The following is a 15,221-nucleotide window of genomic DNA, read 5'->3' on the forward strand; positions in this document are numbered from 1 at the left end:
TTCCTTCGGTTCGATTGGCAGATCAGGCCCTGGATGTGCGATCGAACGGGCTCTCATAGGGTGTTTCACGCATGGCAGGCGCAGCCTGGCCCGCGGGAGGTCCATTGCTCCCGTGACGGATGTGCCTGTGGGTCGTCCGGCGCGCGCCGGTGCGTTGTGCTGCGGCGGGTCGCTAGCCGCTGAGCAATGGGTTGAAGCGGTCGTCCCAGAAACTGCGCACTTGCAGCGATTGGCGGATCAGTCCGCTGTCGTGGAACAGGTCGGCGATACGCTGCTGGGCGCGGATGTCGTCCTCGCTGACAGGTAGCAGACGACAGCGGCGTTCGCGCTGGTTGAACTGTTGCAGGTACAGCTCGCGGGAAATGCCGGTCAGCGCTTGATTGCGCTCGGCCCAGGCCTGGGGGGTGTGCTCGACCCAGTCCCAGGTGGCTTTTTCACGCTGCAGGAAGTCGCGAATGGCGGCCTGTTTGCCGGGCGTTTGCAACACGTTGGCAGTGGTTGCGATCAGGTAGTTGCCGCAGTGGTATCTGGACGCTTCGGCCAGCACCACACCCTCCATGGCGGTCTGGGCCTGGAGCGCGCCGATGCCGCCAGCGACGATGGCGTCCAGGTGGCCGTTCTGGAAGGCGACCAGTGCATCACGGGCCGGCATCGGTCGGGCTTGTATATCGGCAAGTGTCAGCTGGTGGTCGTGCAGCAGGTTGAGCACCAGGTAATGGGTGTCGGTGGCACGCACGAAACTTACGCGCTTGCCCTTGAGATCGGCTATCGATTGTATGCCGCTGTCGCGCTTGACGATCAGGCTGCTGCGGTTCTGCTCGCCCTGGTAGCTGGCGATCAATACCAGCGGGTTGCCGGCGGCACTGGCGAACAACGGCAGTACCGGGCTCATGAAGGCGTAATCGAGGCTGTTGCTGGCAAAGGCTTCCAACACCATGGCACCACCGGGCACGTCCACCCACTCCAATGGATACGGCGTAGCGGCCTGGCCGGCGTCGGCCAGAAAACTGGCAGCCTGGCCTTTGTAGCGCCAAACCCGAAGCGCTTCGCCTGCGTTGGCCAACGTGGGCGCAAGCCCTGCGGCCAACCCGGCAATGGCACTGCGGCGCAGGAACGCGCGGCGGCTGATGTCGATCGCCATGACGAACTCCTCAGTCCAGCAGGTCGGGCTGTTGCTGGACGATGCGGTCCCACAGCGGCAGGAAGTTCAGCCAGCCGAACAGTTCGCGTTGGGCCAGGCTGGATGCGTCTTCCTCCAGTGTCGGGATGCGTGGCTGGCCGGCAGAGTAGGCCAGCAGATGGGCGCGCGCGGTGTCGTCGGCGAGGATGAAACGCCAGGCGGCGCTTTCCACGGTCTGGCCGGTGGTCCACAGGCCGTGGTTCTGCCAGACCAGCAGGTTGTTGTCGGCGAAGGTCTGGACAAAAGCGCGGGCTACTTCGTCGCGGTCCTGCAGCAGGCTGCCGTCGGCATTGCGCAGGGCATGGCGATCGAACAGCACCTGTTCGCCGATGAAGGCCGATGTCTCGGCGGTGATCGGTGCAAACAGTTGCCCCAGCGACGACCAGACCCGGCCATGGAAACCATGCAGATGGGCAATGCCCACCACATCGGCGCGGGCCCGTTGCAGTTCGTAGTGCAGCTCCAGGGCGCTGGTGTTGAGCAGCCCCTGGCCTTCGACCACCTGGCCCTCGCCATTGACCCGCAGCAGGTCGCTGGTGCGCAGCTGCGAGAAGGGCACACCCAGCGGGTTGATCCAGTAATGGTCGGTTTCGATTGGATCGCGGGCGGTGAAGTGGCCGGCCAGGCCCACTTCGAAGCCCAGTTCGGCGAACAGCCGGTAGGAGGCAGCCAGGCGCTGTTTGCGGTGCAGGCGTTCGGCGAGTTTGTCGCTGAAAACAGGTGGAGTGTCGATCTGCAGGCGGTGGTTGTGGCTGGGCAGGCGGGCGACACTGTGGCGCGGTGCGTGTTGACTCATGGCAGTACCTCACGGGGCAATGATCCGTCCTGCCATACCCAAGGGCGCTCGCAGGGGGATGAATCGGGGCCTCCACCGTGCGAGGGGTCGGGTCTGAAGGGACTGTAGCAAGGGGGTAGGGCGGCGAAGAAATACTGTTTTGATCTATTTTTATTATTATTTTTCAGAATATAAATTTGCTCTGATATTTGTAATGCGCATTTTGGCTGGCTGAGCGGTGAGCATGACCACCTATCGGCCAGCTCCCGCATCCTGTCCAGGTCACTAGACTTCATGGGGGGGACAAGATCAACGCACCTCAACTCAGGAGATCTGTGATGAACAGAACACCTTTGATGGCGTTGGTAGTGGTGGTAGGGGCAATTTCCGCTTGCGCGAACAGAGCCGAAATTGTCGATGTCCCCCTCAGTGCTACCCCGCTGAATGCACAGCATATCGCCCGCGCCACACTCAGCCCGGCCGGTGACCAGACCAGCATCCTGCTCACCGTCGGTGGCGTGCCTCAGGACATGGCCGTCCCCAGCCGGCTGGACACCGCTATCTATGCGGGCTCCTGCCAGCAACTGGGCGCAAGCCCCGCGTATGAAACTCACCAGGCCAACAACGTCGACTACCCCTCCATGGCTGCGCGCACCCGGCATTGGGCCCAGGCTCCGGTGGCGCTCCGTGAACTGGCCAAAGGTGAATACGCCTTGCTCGTTCGTACCAGCCCTGCCGATGGCAGCCGCCCATTGTTCTGCGGCGACATCAACGCGGGTTGACCTGTGCATGGCATGGCAGTCGCCCGCCTGTGGCCCCGGTGCCCTGCAGGAGGCGCAGCCGTCAGGCGCCGATCCCGACCAGGAGGTGCCCAATGCTGTACATCATTCACTGGACCATCAGCGCGGAAAATCGCAACGCCGCCATAACGCGCTTCGTCAAAACCCAGGGCGCGCCGCCAGATGGCCTGAAAGTCATTGGCCGCTGGCATGCCATTGGTAGCCACCAAGGATTCGGTGTGGTCGAGACCGATGAGCTGAAGGTGGTGCTTGGGTGGGTACTGGAGTGGAGCGACCTGATGGATATGCAGGTGTATCCCGCACTGACTGACGAGCACGCCGCGCCCTTGCTGATGGCGGCTGCAAGCCGGATAGGTGGCTGAGCACACCTGCGCAGCATTGCGGTTTAGGGGACCGGTTCAGACGTCCGGTCCTCGCCTTGCGCGAAAGCGCTGCCGGACCTTCCGGGCGCCCCAAAGTGGGCTTGCAGCGGCTCCTTGCCGGTCACTTTCAAGCAATTGCGCACCAACAGCAGGCGCTTCGATAAACGCACTTTTCCCGCCGCCGCCAACCCCGCCAAACAAACAGATTTCAATTCAAGCATTTAGCACAATCGTACCGCCGATGTTCAGTTTTGGCAGGTCAATTGCTTTGCCTGCTGGGAAACTAAATTGACCCACAGGAAGATTGGGCGCCGTCCTCACCCAGCTTTTTCTGCGGTTCGAATCCGGCCCGTCTTCCCGACAGCGGGCCGGATAATTTCCCGTCGGTTGGAGGCAACAGGCATGATCCGGTTTTCCCATGTGTGCCGTGGTATGTTGGGTTTTTCCCTTTTGTTCGCCAGTGTCACGGCCCTTGCGGACGAGGCCCCGCCAGCCATTGATAGCGGTGACACAGCCTTCGTCGCAGTGTGTTCGCTGGTGGTGCTGCTGATGACCCTGCCGGGTCTGGCGCTGTTCTATGGCGGCATGGCACGCACCAAGAACGTTCTGTCGATTCTGATGCAGGTGTTCTGCACCGCTGCGTTGATGTCCGTACTGTTCGCGATCTACGGCTACAGCCTGACTTTCACCGACGGCGGCGCGTTGCAGGCGGTGGTCGGCGGCCTCGACAAGCTGTTCATGGTGGGCATCACCAAGGACACGGTAGTCGGCACCATCCCGGAGTACCTGTACTTCCTGTTCATGCTGCTGTTTGCCGCCATTACCCCGGCGATCATCGTCGGCGGCCTGGCCGAGCGCATGAAGTTCGCTGCGGTGATGGTATTCATGGTGGTGTGGTTGACCATCAACTACATCCCCATGGCGCACATGGCCTGGGGTGGGGGCTGGGTGTTCGACCTCGGTGTGCAGGACTTCGCCGGCGGTAACGTGGTGCATCTGAACGTCGGCATCGCCGCGCTGGTAGGCGCCTGGCTGCTGGGGCGCCGCCGTGACTTTGGCACGCCGTCGTTGGCACCGCACAACATGACCATGACGCTAACTGGCGGTTCGCTGCTGTGGGTGGGCTGGCTGGGCTTTTGTGGCGGCTGCGCCCTGGCCGCCAACGGCTTCGCCATGCTGGTGATGGTCAACACCATGCTCGCCAGCTGCGCCGGTGCCCTGGGCTGGATGCTGGTGGAATGGCAGCACCGTGGCCGGCCGAGCATGTTCGGTGCGTTGTCCGGCGCCATCGCCGGGCTGGTGGCGATCACCCCTGCGTGCGGCTACGTGGGCCCCATGGGCGCCATTCTGCTGGGTTTGATCGCGGGCCCGGTGTGTGTCTGGTCGGTGGAAAAGCTCAAACCGATGATTGGCCTCGACGATGCCTTTGATGTGTTCGGCGTACACGGCGTTGCCGGCATTCTGGGCGGCCTGCTGACGCCGGTATTCGCGCTGACCGCCATCGGTGGGCAGAGTTTTGCCGAAGGTCGTGGGCTGCTTGATCAGGTACTGGTCAATGCCGGTGCGATCCTGTTCAGTGTGGTGTTCTCGGGCGCTACCAGCCTGATCGCCTACAAGGTCGCCGGCGCTCTGTGCGGCGGGCTGCGGGTGGATGAAGAAGCCGAAGTGGACGGGCTCGACCTGTCTGCCCATGGTGAAGTCGGCTACAAATACTCCAACTGAGGGCGGTGCCGATGAAACTGATTACTGCAATCATCAAGCCCTTTCGCCTGGACGATGTGCGTGAGGCGCTCACCGAGGTGGGTGTGAGTGGTGTCACGGTCACGGAGGTGAAGGGGTATGGGCGGCAGAAAGGGCACACGGAGGTGTACCGTGGCGCTGAGTACCTGGTGGAGCTGCTGCCCAAGGTGAAGCTTGAAATTGTGGTGGCCGATGGGGTTTGCCAGTTGGCTGTCGAGGCGATCTTGAAGGCGGCGCGTACTGGCAAGATTGGTGATGGGAAGGTGTTTGTTCAAGATCTGGAAGGGATTATCCGGATCAGGACCGGGGAGATGGGGGATGAGGCGGTGTAGCGTGTCCGATTGAGTTTCCATACGGGGAACTGGGGCCGCTTTGCGGCCCATCGCAGGCTTCGCCAGCTCCTACGGGTAGTTACACCTTCAACGGTTTGCACTTCGTGGGAGCTGGCGAAGCCTGCGATGGGCTGCAAAGCAGCCCCAATAATCAAAAGATCTGTCGTATCACCCGCGCACGCGGGCCTTCTGCGGGTCATAGGCCACGGTGCCGAGCGCGACGACCGCGCGGATACGCTTCTGCTGCCCGTCAAGCTTGCCGACCTCAAGCTCAGTACTCACCTCGCAATAGGCAACATCCAGGCGACACAACGCAATGTTCTTGCTTGAAATTGTGGTGGCCGATGGTTTTGCCAGTTGGCTGTTGAGGCGATTTTGAAGGCGGCGCGTACTGGCAAGATTGGTGATGGGAAGGTGTTTGTTCAAGATCTGGAAGGGATTATCCGGATCAGGACCGGGGAGATGGGGGATGAGGCGGTGTAGCGTGTCCGATTGAGTTTCCATACGGGGAACTGGGGCCGCTTTGCGGCCCATCGCAGGCTTCGCCAGCTCCTACGGGTAGTTACACCTTCAACGGTTTGCACTTCGTGGGAGCTGGCGAAGCCTGCGATGGGCTGCAAAGCAGCCCCAATAATCAAAAGATCTGTCGTATCACCCGCGCACGCGGGCCTTCTGCGGGTCATAGGCCACGGTGCCGGGCGCGACAATCGCGCGGATACGCTTCTGCTGCCCGTCAAGCTTGCCGACCTCAAGCTCAGTACCCACCTCGCAATAGGCAACATCCAGGCGACACAACGCAATGTTCTTGCCCAACACCGGTGAACGAGTGGCACTGGTGATCACGCCCACCTGGGCGCGGCCGACATGCACGCAATCGCCATGGGCGGCCATTTCGTTGCCGTCCAGCTCCAGCCCCACCAGGCGCTGTTGAGCATTGGCGGCGCGGCGCAGCAGGGCGTCCCGGCCGATGAAGTCAGCCTGCTTGGTCTTCAACGGCACGCAAAAGCCGATACCGGCTTCGAACGGGTCGGTCTGGTCACTGAACTCGTAACCGGCGAAGATCAGCCCAGCCTCGATGCGCAGCATGTCCAGCGCATGCAGGCCCAACGGTACCAGCCCCATGGGTTCGCCCAACTGCCAAAGGCGCTGCCAGACCCGAGGTGCATCACTCGGATGGCACCAGATTTCATAGCCCAGCTCGCCGGTGTAGCCGGTGCGCGAGACCATCAGCGGTGGGCCGTTATAGTCATCAAGGCGACCGATCAGAAAGCGGAACCAGCCGAGTTCCTCCAGCTTCGGCTGAGTACCGGGCGTCCAGATCATCTGCTTGAGCAACGCCCGCGCCAACGGGCCTTGAACTGCGACATTGTGGATCTGCTCGGTGGCGCTCTTGATCCACACCTTCATGCCAAGCTTCTGCGCCTGTTCGCGCAACCACGTGCCGGCATGATCCTCGCCGCCAATCCAGCGGAACGCATCCTGCCCCAGGCGCAGCAGGGTGCCGTCATCCAGCATGCCGCCATGCTCGTAGCACATCGCCGAATAGACCACCTGGCCCACCGCCAGCTTGCGCACGTCGCGGGTCAGGCAATGGTCCAGCAGGGCTTCGGCATCCGGGCCGAGCACCTCGAACTTGCGCAGCGCCGAAAGGTCCATCACCGCCACCCGCTCGCGGCAGCCGTGGTACTCCTCGATGGCGCCGTAGCCGTCGAAATGGGTGGGAGTCCAGAAACCTCGGTAGTCGACGAACTGACGGGTGAGCGCCGAGGTGCAGGCGTGAAAGCCGCTTTCGCGGGTCAATACGGGGTCGGCGTCGGGCGCCTTGCGGTTGGCCATGGCGATACTGAAGCGCTCCTTGTCGGAATATACGCGGATATGAATGTCGGTGGGCTGCCAGCCGTTGGCCGGGTCGATATCGTCAGGGCAGGACGAACTTGCGCAGACCAGGTCGGTCATGGCCCGCAGCAGCACGTAGTCGCCGGGCCGCGACCAGGGTTCGTCGAGGGTCAGGTGCTGGTGGGCATCGACCCCGGTGTTGAAGAAGAAGTTGATCGCAGGCCAGCCGCCGCGGGCTTGCACGCCATGCCCGGCAAGGGCGCGGCTGATGTTGTCGCTGCAGTTGGCATGGCCGAAGTAGCCCTGCGCCTCGTAGTAGCGTGATGTGCAGGCGAGGGCGAAGGTGTCGTGGCGGCCGACGGTGTCGCGCACCACTTCCAGCATCGGTTGCAGGTTGCGGTCGAAGAAACGGCTGAACAGCCCGGGGCCGGGATAGGCGCTGCCGTTGAGGGTGCGGGTGACGGTCGGGTCGAGGTCGATTTCGCGGCCCGCATCCAGCCCCCTGCGGTCGAAGGCTACGAAGTCCGAGCACTGGCGCCCGGCGACATCCAGCACCTGGATGTACTGGCCGCTGGCAACGCTGTAGGCGATTGCGCTGCCGGGATGGATGGTGAACTCGTCCACCAATTCGCCCAAAGGGGCTGGCAGCGCGGGGGCGGGTAGCGCTCGCGGGTTGGCCCGGTGAATCAGCAGGCGCAGTTCACTGGCGCGTACCTGGCTGTCGACCGAGGTCGGCCCGCCTGGCGCGGCGACGATCACCAGCAGCGCTTCGCTGGTGGTCAGGCTGCGGCCAAAGCCCGCAGGCGTTGCACGCTCCCAGAGCGAGGCGGCACAGGGCAGGTGGCGACAGTCGACGCCGCGCCGCGCCAGTCCAGCGCTGACATGGGCGGCGTCGCGGCTGCCATCATGTAGCAGGTGGGCGATGAATTCGGCGCCGGCGCTGGGCTTCAAACCTAGGGCGGACAGCGCCACACGGCCGTCGCTGGCGAAGGCCAGCAACTCGGCGCGCTGGTCGCCCTCAAGGTCGATCACGTCAAGCCGGTCGCCCGGCTCCAACGCCACCACCGTCAGCCCACCAGGGGCGACTGCGTGGCGCTCGAGGCTGGGGGCACGAGCAAACAGGGCCGGTTCTCGCGGCCTGGAAATCACGGGCAGGTTCATGGTGAGGTTCCACTCAAGGCAATGGGTGGGACCTGCCCGGCGCGTTCCATCCCCGAGCAGATCCGGGGGAGGTCAGCTTGCCGTTTTCAACGGGTCGACATGCGTGTCGGCCAGGTACGCCGCCAGCGAATCGTCCAGGGCCAGCAGCCACGGGGTGTGGTGCGCGGTGGCGAGGGTGCCGGTGATCAGCGAGCGATGGCACTTGTCACGGTAACCCATGATGTCTTCGTACTTGTCGTGCTTCCATTCCAGGAAGGTGCGGTTGACCTCGGCGATATCGAAGTTCGGGTAGTCGGTGGCTTCGATCAGCTGGCGGATGTATTCGCCCTGGAACTCGAACATCTGCTGTGCGGTTTGCAGTTGCTCCTCCTGCTCGCGCCAGGCCAGGTTTTCGGCGTGCATGGCCGTCTGACTCGGGAGGGTGATGCGCCCCAGGATCACGTCGCGGGCGTACCAGGCCTGGGCGTCGAACATGTTGAAGCTGTACCACTGGTCCTGCATGCCCAGGTACACAAGTTTGGGGTTTTGCTCCCAGAACACGCCCTTGTAGAGGTTCAGCGGCCACAAACGGTTGCCGGTCTTCAGGCGCAGGTCTTCGGCCAGGAACGGGAAGTGGTGCTTGTAGCCGGTACAGAGGATGATCGCATCGACGTGCTTGCTGCTGCCGTCGCAGAAGTGCGCCGTGCTGCCTTTGACGTGGGTGAGCAGCGGTTTTTCCTCCCAGTTGTCCGGCCACTTGTAGCCCATCGGCGCACTGCGGTAGCAACTGGTGATGGTGCGCGCACCGTACTTGAAGCACTGCGAACCGATGTCCTCGGCTGAATAACTACCACCGACGATGAGCACGTCCTTGCCCTTGAACTCAAGGGCATCGCGAAAATCGTGGGCGTGCAGCACCCGCCCGGCGAAGCTTTCAAAACCGTCGAAGTAAGGCACGTTCGGGGTCGAGAAGTGGCCACTGGCGACCACCACGTAGTCGAAGGTTTCGCTGTAGGTCAGGTCGTCCCGGTAGCTGTGGGCGGTGACTTCAAAGGTGCCGCTGGCGGCATCCCAGGTGACGCCGCGCACGGTGGTGTCGAAGCGGATGTAATCGCGCACGCCGGCTTTTTCGACGCGGCCCTTGATGTAGTCCCACAGCACTTCGCGCGGCGGGTAGGAGCCCATGGGGCGGCCGAAGTGTTCGTCGAAACTGTAGTCGGCGAATTCCAGGCACTCCTTCGGCCCGTTGGACCACAGGTAGCGGTACATGCTGCCGTGCACCGGTTCGCCGTGCTGGTCCAGGCCGGTGCGCCAGGTGTAGTTCCACATGCCGCCCCAGTCCGACTGCTTCTCGAAGCAGACCAGTTCGGGAATCTCGGCGCCCTTGTCCCGGGCCGACTGGAAAGCACGCAACTGGGCGAGGCCGCAAGGGCCGGCGCCGATGATGGCGACGCGTTGTGTCATGCTGGAATCTCCATTGCAGTTTGCGACCGGCTGACGCTTGGATGCTGCAGGCGTGCCGCGGCCAGGGTGTTGTTCATCAGGTAGGCGATGGTCATGGGGCCGACGCCGCCGGGGACCGGGGTGATGGCGGCGGCGCGGGTGCAGGCGGAGTCGAAGTCGACATCACCGACCAGCTTCGAGCGACCGCCTTCGTCGAGGCGGTTGATGCCGACGTCGATCACCACGGCTCCGGGTTTCAGCCAGTCGGCATCCACCAGGCGTGGGCGACCCACAGCGGCAACGACGATGTCCGCCAGACGGCACAACTCGCGCAGATTGGCGGTTCTGGAATGCACCACGGTCACCGAGCAGTGCGCCTTCAGTAGCAGCGCGGCCATGGGTTTGCCGACGATGTTGGAGCGGCCGATCACCACGGCGTGCTTGCCGCTCAAGTCGCCGCAGGTGTCCTGCAGCAGGCGCAGGCAGCCGGCAGGGGTGCAGGGCGTCAGTACCTCGCGCCCTTGGCTGAGGCCGCCGACGTTGGCAGCGTGGAAGCCATCGACGTCCTTCAATGGCGCGATGGCCTGCAGCACAAGGTGTTCGTCGATATGTGCAGGCAGTGGCAGCTGGACCAGGATGCCGTGCACGCTGGCATCGGTATTCAACTCACCGATCAAGGCCAGCAGGCGGCCCGCGTCGCACTGCTCAGGCAACCTGAACTCCAGCGAGCGAATGCCACATTCCTCGGCGCGCCGTGCCTTGTTGCGCACATAGACCTGGCTAGCCGGGTCTTCACCGACCAGCACCACCGCCAGCGCCGGGGCGATACCACGGGCCTTGAGCGCGACCACCTCTTCAGTGACCTCGGCGATCACCCGTGCGGCAGCGGCTTTGCCGTCGATCAGCGTGACGGCGCTCATCGGAAAATCACCGTCTTGTCACCGTTGAGCAGCACGCGGTGCTCCAGGTGATATTTGAGCGCCTTCGACAGCGCCACCGTTTCGGTGTCCCGGCCGATCGCCACCAACTGCTCGGGCAGGTAGGCGTGATCGACACGCTGGACTTCCTGCTCGATGATCGGCCCCTCGTCCAGGTCGCTGGTGACGTAGTGGGCGGTGGCGCCAATCAGCTTCACACCTCGTTCGAACGCCTGGTGATAGGGCTTGGCGCCTTTGAACCCGGGCAGAAACGAGTGGTGAATGTTGATCGCCCGGCCCGACAACTGCTTGCACAGGTCGTCCGACAGCACCTGCATGTAACGGGCGAGCACCACCAGTTCGGTGTCGGTTTCCTGCACCAGCTGCAACAGCGCGGCTTCCTGCTGCGCCTTGGTGTCGCGGGTCACCGGCAGGTAGACGAAGCGGATGCCTTCACGTTCGGCCATCGGCCGCAGATCGAGGTGGTTGGAGACGATGGCGGTGACCTGCATGTCCATCTCGCCCTTCTGGTGGCGGTAGAGCAGGTCGGCCAGGCAGTGGTCGTACTTGCTGACCATCAGCAGCACGCGCATCGGGCGGTCGCCCTGGAACAGCTCCCAGTCCATGGCGAAAGGTACCGCGACATCGTCGAAGCCCTGGCGCAGCGCGTCGATGTCCGCGTGCACGCCATCATTGAAACGGAACACCGCGCGCATGAAGAAGCGCCCGGTGATCTCGTCGTCGAACTGCGAAAGTTCGCTCAGGTAGCACTGGCGGCCGGCCAGGTAAGTGGTAACCGCCGCAACGATGCCGGAGGTGGCGGGGCAACTGATCTTGAGAATGTAATGGCTCATGTGGGGTTCCCGTGCAGGTCAGCCTTTGGCAGTACGCTTTTTCTTTTCCGGGTCGTCGAACGGCAGCGTGTGGGCGATGGCGTTCACCTGCAGGCTGCCGCGTACTTGCAGCGGCACACCTTGCTCGGCTATGTCGGGCTCTACACGGGCGATGGCCATCGAGCGCTCGGTGAGGCGCGAATACATGGCGCAGGTGATCACGCCGACCTGGCGGCCTTCATGCCAAAGCGTGTCGCCGGCCTGGGCCGCGACGCCGCCTTCAAGCAGCACGCCGAATATCCTGAAGCGCTCCTGGCCCTTGAGCCGCAGGTGCTCGCCGGCGCCGCGAAAGTCCTGCTTGCCAGGCGAGACGGTGAAATCGAGGCCTAGCTCCCACAGGGTGTCGCCAGCTTTCTGGTCGGCGAAGGGGTACATCTGCGAGTTGTCGTAGGGGAAGAACAGCAGGTAGCTCTCCACTCGCAGCCAGTCCAGCGCGGTGAACGCGCAAGGGATGATGCCGTGCGCCTTGCCGTTCTCCAGAATGCCGTCCCAGAGCGCCGGCGCGTCGGCGGCCTTGCAGAAGATTTCGTAGCCGCGCTCGCCGGTATAGCCGGTGCGCGAGATCATCACCGGGCGGTCGAACAGCTTGGTCTGCAGGTGGTGGAAGTAGGGCAGGTCGCGAATGCCCGGCACCTGTTCGGCAAGAAAGTCCACTGCACGAGGCCCTTGCAGCGACAGATCGTGCAGGTCGTCGTCGAACAGTACCGCTACCTGACGCCCCTGGGCCGAGCGGATCAGCACTTCGTGGCCACTGCCGGCGCCGTGCACCACCATGAAGGCATTGGGGCCGGTGCGGTAGATGATGCAGTCGTCGATAAACTTGCCATCGTCGTCGAGCATGCAGGCATACACCGACTTGCCTGGGTACAGCTTGCTGACGTCGCGGGTGGTGGCGTAGTCCAGCAGGCTTTCGGCGTGGGGGCCGACGTAGTGCACCTTCTTCAAGCCGGACACGTCCATCAGCCCGGCCCGGGTGCGGATCGCTTCGTGGTGGTCGGCCAGGTCGCTGGCATAGGTCCAGGCGGTGCCCATGCCGTTCCAGTCTTCCAGGTTCGAACCGAGCGCCAGGTGGCGTTCGCGCAGTGCACTGATGCGCCATGAGTTGGCCATGGGGAGTTCCTCTCGTTGTGGTTGTTCGGGCAGGCAGGTCAGGCGGCGGCGTCGAAGCGACGCAGCCATTCGACCAGGGGTTGGCGGTAGCGGGTGATGCCTTTGTAGTCGGCGATCGGCTCGGGCAGGTCGCGCATCACCCGGTGCAGGCGCTGCGCCCAGGCCGGGTTGCTGACCAGTTCGTCGAAGCTGATCAGGTAGGTACGAATGCCAAACAGCAGGGCGTGGGAGCGTGGCAGGCGGCTCATGGTTTGCAGCTCGACGCGCAGGTGCACCAGGCGCCCGACGTTGTCGACGGTGACCTTGCCGCGGTCGTTGCCCCACTGGTGGAAGGTCTCCGGCGAGGTGTCCAGGCGCGGGTTGATGGTCAGGGTCCAGTTCAGGCGGCGAACGGGCTGGCCTACCTGGATGTTGAGCAAATACTTCAGCGCCCGGTCGAACACGCCCATCTGGTGCGCCATCGGCACTGGCGAGTGCCATTGCTTGAAGCTCATGCCGGCGTCGAAGCGCAGCGACCAGTCGGCTGGGCAGGTGACCATGCCGGCATCCATGTACAAGTCGCCGTCGCGTTGGTCGAGCACGGCGAAGTCGCCTTGCATCTGGCGGGTGATGTACTCCAGCGGCTCGCACGGCAAGCTGCTGGCATCGCCATGAATGAAGTGCTGGTCGATATCCAGGGCGAAGTTTTGCCAGTGCCAGGCATCGCCTTGACGGTCAAGACGGAACACCTCGGGATAGTCCCGCGCAAGGCTCTCCATCAGTAGTTCCAGGGTGTCCCAGGCGGCCAGGGCCATGTGCGGCATGACCAGGCAGCGTTGCGGGTCCAGCTCCAGCACCCGGGCGCGCTCGGCCATTTCCGAAAGGTAATGCTCATCGATGTCGAAGCAGTGCTCGAATACTGAGCCTGGGTCGCGGGACACTGCAGGTTCCAGATTTACCGAGTACATGTACTGGTCTTCTGGAAACGGGAAGGGGAAGCGGGCGATGGCTGCTGGACTGTTGCGGAAGCTGAAATCGTCCCGGTAGGTTTCCAGCGGCTTGAAGGTGAGGGTCATGGGGATGGCTCCGGGTCAGAGGTCAAGCAGGATCGGGCTGCCGCAGCCGCGCGAGACGCACGGCATGAGGTGGCTGGCACGTTGTTCGGCGCTGAGGAACAGGTCGCGGTGCTCGACGTCGCCCTTGAGCCAGGGCGTCTGGCACTGGCCGCAAACCCCGCCACGGCACAGGTTGGGGACTTCGACCCCCGCGTCTTCGAGGGCTTCGAGCAGGCTTTGATTGGCAGCGACCTGCAGCTGTCGGCCGCTACGCACAAGCTCGACGCCGAACGGTTGCCCAGGCTCGGCGGCGGCGAACGCCTCCCAGTGCACCCGGCGCGGGCTCCAGCCCAGTTTGTGGGTGTGCTCCTGCAGGTCGGCGAGCAACGATTGCGGGCCGCAGGCATAAATGTGCGTGCCCAGTGGTTGGTCGTTGAGGACTGCCGTGATGTCCAGGCGCCGCACGCCGCCTGGATATTCATGCAGGCGCGGCCCAAGCGCTTCACGCAGCTCAGCCAGGTAGGCATCGCTGCTGGCAGTGCGGTAGGCGTAGTGCAACTCGAAATCGCTGCCGTCGCGCAACAGCTCGTGGCTATAGGCCAGGAACGGCGTAATACCGATGCCTGCGGCGAGCAACAGGTGACGGCGGGCCTCCCGGTGCAGTGCAAACAGGTTGGCGGGGGCAGTGATATACAGCCGATCGCCCACCTTCAGATGCTGATGCAAATAGCGCGAGCCACCACGGGAGCTGGCCTGATGGCGCACGGCGATGCGGTAGCAGTGCTGATGGCGTGGGTCGCCAAGCAACGAGTAGGCATTGCGCCGGCCGTTGGGTAGATGCACTTGCACATGGCTGCCGGCAGAGAAACCCGGCAGCTTGCCGCTCAAAGCTTCGAGGCTGTATTCGCGGATCACTGGCGTAAGCGGCCGGATGGCGCAGACGCGCACTTCGATAAGGCTATTCATGGGTGCGCCTCCCGATAGGGTTGATCGGCATCGGCGCAGACGCCTAGGTAAGCGCCCAGGCGTTGTGAGAAGTGGCGGCGGACTTCCAGCACTACATTGCAATGGGCGCAGGTCAGGTGAGCGGCAGGTCCTGCGGGCTGGCAATTGGCGCAGTGCACGCAGAACACCAGGCGGCTGCCTTCGTCGCTGCTGCTGACGACAATTTCGTCCTCCTGCAGACCGGCGCTGCGGGCCTGTGCATGCAGTGGCCAGACGAACGCCTGGTCGCCGCGCAGCTCAAGGCGCAGGCCGACATGGGCGGTCGCCAGGCGCTCGCCCAAGACCTGCTGCAGGGCGGCCATGTCAGTGAAATCAGTCAATGCCAGGTGACTCGACGGGGTGTGGCCGAACGCTCTGGAAAGGGCGGTGAACGCTTCGCGTCCAGACGTCTGGGTCACCAGCAAGAAGTCGGTTGCGGCCTGGGGGCGTTCGCCGCTGGGGTAGCGCGGCACGCTGAAGGGGTGATCGGTAGCGATGCTGCTCATGCTGTCCTCGCGCTTTTCGTTGTTTCCTGTTGAGGAAGATATTTTCTCGTCGGGAATCAGCGATCAATCCGCTAGGGGAGATACGCACAAAGGGGTAGTTGCCTGTTCAGGGCACAGAAGTTGCTGCTCGAATGCGCGCCCACCCAATGTGTGCCGTCGGAGGAGCAGA

16 protein-coding genes and 1 pseudogene are annotated in these 15,221 nt (G+C 63.6%); 5 read left to right on the forward strand and 12 right to left on the reverse strand.

Annotated elements, in window-relative coordinates:
• Positions 1 to 172 precede the first annotated feature (172 nt).
• A complete protein-coding gene (locus tag PspTeo4_RS07505) occupies positions 173 to 1,141 on the reverse strand; it encodes an ABC transporter substrate-binding protein (protein WP_322363073.1) in 969 nt (322 codons plus the stop codon).
• Between the two features lie 10 nt (positions 1,142 to 1,151).
• Positions 1,152 to 1,976, reverse strand: a complete 825-nt coding sequence (locus PspTeo4_RS07510; protein WP_322363074.1) for a class II aldolase/adducin family protein — start codon at positions 1,974 to 1,976, stop codon at positions 1,152 to 1,154.
• 317 nt (positions 1,977 to 2,293) lie between these two features.
• Here PspTeo4_RS07510 and PspTeo4_RS07515 point away from each other — a divergent pair, with 317 nt between their 5' ends.
• Both PspTeo4_RS07515 and PspTeo4_RS07520 read left to right on the forward strand, forming a co-directional pair.
• The gene (locus PspTeo4_RS07515) at positions 2,294 to 2,737 is read left to right on the forward strand and encodes a hypothetical protein (protein WP_322363075.1); all 444 of its coding nucleotides are present in this window, start codon (positions 2,294 to 2,296) and stop codon (positions 2,735 to 2,737) included.
• Positions 2,738 to 2,829: 92 nt separating this feature from the next.
• Entirely contained in the window at positions 2,830 to 3,117 is a 288-nt protein-coding gene (locus PspTeo4_RS07520; protein WP_322363076.1) for a DUF3303 domain-containing protein, read from the forward strand.
• Between the two features lie 23 nt (positions 3,118 to 3,140).
• Here PspTeo4_RS07520 and PspTeo4_RS07525 read toward each other — a convergent pair whose 3' ends face one another.
• Positions 3,141 to 3,338: a hypothetical protein gene (locus PspTeo4_RS07525; RefSeq protein WP_322363077.1), complete on the reverse strand. Its 198-nt coding sequence runs from the start codon at positions 3,336 to 3,338 to the stop codon at positions 3,141 to 3,143.
• A gap of 181 nt (positions 3,339 to 3,519) precedes the next feature.
• Between PspTeo4_RS07525 and PspTeo4_RS07530 the strand changes: the two genes are divergently transcribed.
• On the forward strand, positions 3,520 to 4,839 hold the full coding sequence (locus PspTeo4_RS07530; RefSeq protein WP_322363078.1) for an ammonium transporter: 1,320 nt from the start codon (positions 3,520 to 3,522) through the stop codon (positions 4,837 to 4,839).
• Between the two features lie 11 nt (positions 4,840 to 4,850).
• The gene (locus tag PspTeo4_RS07535) at positions 4,851 to 5,189 is read left to right on the forward strand and encodes a P-II family nitrogen regulator (RefSeq protein WP_322363079.1); all 339 of its coding nucleotides are present in this window, start codon (positions 4,851 to 4,853) and stop codon (positions 5,187 to 5,189) included.
• Positions 5,190 to 5,357: 168 nt separating this feature from the next.
• On the opposite strand, the gene PspTeo4_RS07540 is transcribed toward PspTeo4_RS07535, so the two are convergent.
• A complete protein-coding gene (locus tag PspTeo4_RS07540) occupies positions 5,358 to 5,501 on the reverse strand; it encodes a hypothetical protein (RefSeq protein WP_322363080.1) in 144 nt (47 codons plus the stop codon).
• 57 nt (positions 5,502 to 5,558) lie between these two features.
• Here PspTeo4_RS07540 and PspTeo4_RS07545 point away from each other — a divergent pair.
• Positions 5,559 to 5,672 (forward strand): annotated as a pseudogene (locus tag PspTeo4_RS07545) (P-II family nitrogen regulator); the annotation flags it as partial.
• Positions 5,673 to 5,840: 168 nt separating this feature from the next.
• Here PspTeo4_RS07545 and PspTeo4_RS07550 read toward each other — a convergent pair.
• From PspTeo4_RS07550 to PspTeo4_RS07585, 8 genes are all read right to left on the reverse strand, one after another.
• Positions 5,841 to 8,186: a DUF1989 domain-containing protein gene (locus PspTeo4_RS07550; RefSeq protein ID WP_322363081.1), complete on the reverse strand. Its 2,346-nt coding sequence runs from the start codon at positions 8,184 to 8,186 to the stop codon at positions 5,841 to 5,843.
• Between the two features lie 72 nt (positions 8,187 to 8,258).
• Positions 8,259 to 9,629 (reverse strand): NAD(P)/FAD-dependent oxidoreductase, encoded by a 1,371-nt coding sequence (locus tag PspTeo4_RS07555; RefSeq protein ID WP_322363082.1) that lies wholly within the window; start codon positions 9,627 to 9,629, stop codon positions 8,259 to 8,261.
• Positions 9,626 to 10,528 carry a bifunctional methylenetetrahydrofolate dehydrogenase/methenyltetrahydrofolate cyclohydrolase FolD gene (gene folD / locus PspTeo4_RS07560; protein WP_322363083.1) on the reverse strand — a complete coding sequence of 301 codons (903 nt, stop codon included), beginning with the start codon at positions 10,526 to 10,528 and terminating at the stop codon, positions 9,626 to 9,628. Before folD ends, PspTeo4_RS07555 begins: the two co-directional genes overlap by 4 nt.
• A complete protein-coding gene (gene purU, locus PspTeo4_RS07565; protein ID WP_322363084.1) occupies positions 10,525 to 11,379 on the reverse strand; it encodes a formyltetrahydrofolate deformylase in 855 nt (284 codons plus the stop codon). The genes folD and purU overlap by 4 nt, the downstream gene beginning before the upstream one ends.
• An 18-nt stretch (positions 11,380 to 11,397) precedes the next feature.
• The gene (locus PspTeo4_RS07570; protein WP_322363085.1) at positions 11,398 to 12,528 is read right to left on the reverse strand and encodes an aminomethyltransferase family protein; all 1,131 of its coding nucleotides are present in this window, start codon (positions 12,526 to 12,528) and stop codon (positions 11,398 to 11,400) included.
• A 38-nt stretch (positions 12,529 to 12,566) separates the two neighbouring features.
• Entirely contained in the window at positions 12,567 to 13,583 is a 1,017-nt protein-coding gene (locus tag PspTeo4_RS07575; RefSeq protein ID WP_322363086.1) for a DUF3445 domain-containing protein, read from the reverse strand.
• Positions 13,584 to 13,598: 15 nt separating this feature from the next.
• On the reverse strand, positions 13,599 to 14,528 hold the full coding sequence (locus tag PspTeo4_RS07580) for a PDR/VanB family oxidoreductase (protein WP_322363087.1): 930 nt from the start codon (positions 14,526 to 14,528) through the stop codon (positions 13,599 to 13,601).
• Positions 14,525 to 15,052 carry a dimethylamine monooxygenase subunit DmmA family protein gene (locus PspTeo4_RS07585; RefSeq protein WP_322363088.1) on the reverse strand — a complete coding sequence of 176 codons (528 nt, stop codon included), beginning with the start codon at positions 15,050 to 15,052 and terminating at the stop codon, positions 14,525 to 14,527. Before PspTeo4_RS07585 ends, PspTeo4_RS07580 begins: the two co-directional genes overlap by 4 nt.
• Between the last annotated feature and the right edge of the window lie 169 nt (positions 15,053 to 15,221).

It is taken from the genome of Pseudomonas sp. Teo4 (assembly GCF_034387475.1).
In the GTDB taxonomy this organism is placed as follows: Bacteria; Pseudomonadota; Gammaproteobacteria; order Pseudomonadales; family Pseudomonadaceae; genus Aquipseudomonas.